This window comes from Arthrobacter pascens (genome assembly GCF_017052465.1).
Classification (GTDB): Bacteria; Actinomycetota; Actinomycetes; order Actinomycetales; family Micrococcaceae; genus Arthrobacter; species Arthrobacter pascens.
Genome location: NZ_JAFHKT010000053.1, coordinates 1 through 1,401 on the forward strand (window position 1 = coordinate 1; position 1,401 = coordinate 1,401).

1 protein-coding gene is annotated in these 1,401 nt (G+C 69.0%); it reads left to right on the forward strand.

What is annotated here, in order from left to right:
- Window positions 1-15: 15 nt before the first annotated feature.
- The coding region (gene hutU, locus JYA52_RS00240; RefSeq protein ID WP_205651161.1) for a urocanate hydratase at window positions 16-1,401 on the forward strand (1,386 nt) is incomplete at its 3' end.

Below are 1,401 nucleotides of genomic sequence, written 5' to 3' on the forward strand. Positions count from 1 at the left end.
ACGAAGGAGCCCCTCATGGCACCCGCCGATTTCACTACCGGTGCCCGCCCGGTCAAAGCGGCCCGCGGCACCGAGCTCACCGCCAAGTCCTGGCAGACGGAAGCCCCGCTGCGCATGCTCATGAATAACCTGGATCCCGAGGTTGCCGAACGCCCGGATGATCTCGTGGTCTACGGCGGTACCGGCCGGGCGGTCCGCTCCTGGGCCGCGTTCGACGCGATCACCCGCACGCTGGAGTCCATGGAGAAGGACGAGACGCTGCTGGTCCAGTCCGGCAAGCCGGTGGGCGTGTTCCGCACCAACGAATGGGCGCCGCGGGTGCTGCTGGCGAACTCCAACCTCGTCGGGGACTGGGCTAACTGGCCCGAGTTCCGCCGCCTCGAGGCCGAGGGCCTGATGATGTACGGCCAGATGACCGCCGGGTCCTGGATCTACATCGGCACCCAGGGCATCCTGCAGGGCACCTTCGAAACCTTCGCCGCGATCGCCCGCAAGCTCACCGGGGATGAGAACGGCACCCTCGCCGGCACGCTGACCCTGACCGGCGGCTGCGGCGGGATGGGCGGCGCCCAGCCGCTCGCCGTCACCCTGAACGAGGGCGCCTGCCTGATTGTCGACGTCGACGAGACCCGGCTGCGCCGCCGTGCCGGCAAGCGCTACCTCGATGAGGTGGAGACCGACCTCGACGCCGCCATCGCCAAAGTCCTGGCGGCCAAGGAAGAGCGCCGCGGCTGGTCGGTCGGGTATGTCGGCAACGCCGCCGAGGTTTTCCCGGAGATCCTGCGCCGCCACCAGGCAGGGGAGCTCACCGTGGACATCGTCACGGACCAGACCTCGGCGCACGATCCGCTGTCCTACCTGCCCGAAGGCATCACCGTGGAGGAGTGGCAGGCCGAGGCCGCCGCGGATCCGGAAGGCTTCACCAAGAAGGCCCAGGCCTCGATGGCCAGGCATGTCCAGGCCATGGTTGAATTCCAGGACGCCGGCGCGGAGGTGTTCGATTACGGCAACTCCATCCGCGACGAGGCCCGCCAGGGCGGCTACGCCCGGGCCTTCGAATTCCCCGGCTTCGTTCCGGCCTACATCCGGCCGCTGTTCTGCGAGGGCCTGGGCCCGTTCCGCTGGGTGGCGCTCTCCGGGGACCCCGAGGACATCGCCGTGACGGACAAGGCCATCAAGGAACTCTTCCCCGAGAACAAGCACCTGCACCGCTGGATCGACGCCGCGGGTGAGCGGGTCGAGTTCGAAGGCCTGCCGGCGCGGATCTGCTGGCTGGGCTACGGCGAACGCGCCAAGGCCGGGCTGCTGTTCAACCAGCTCGTGAAGGAAGGCAAGGTCAAGGCGCCCATCGTGATCGGCCGGGACCACCTCGACTCCGGCTCCGTCGCCTCCCCCTACCGT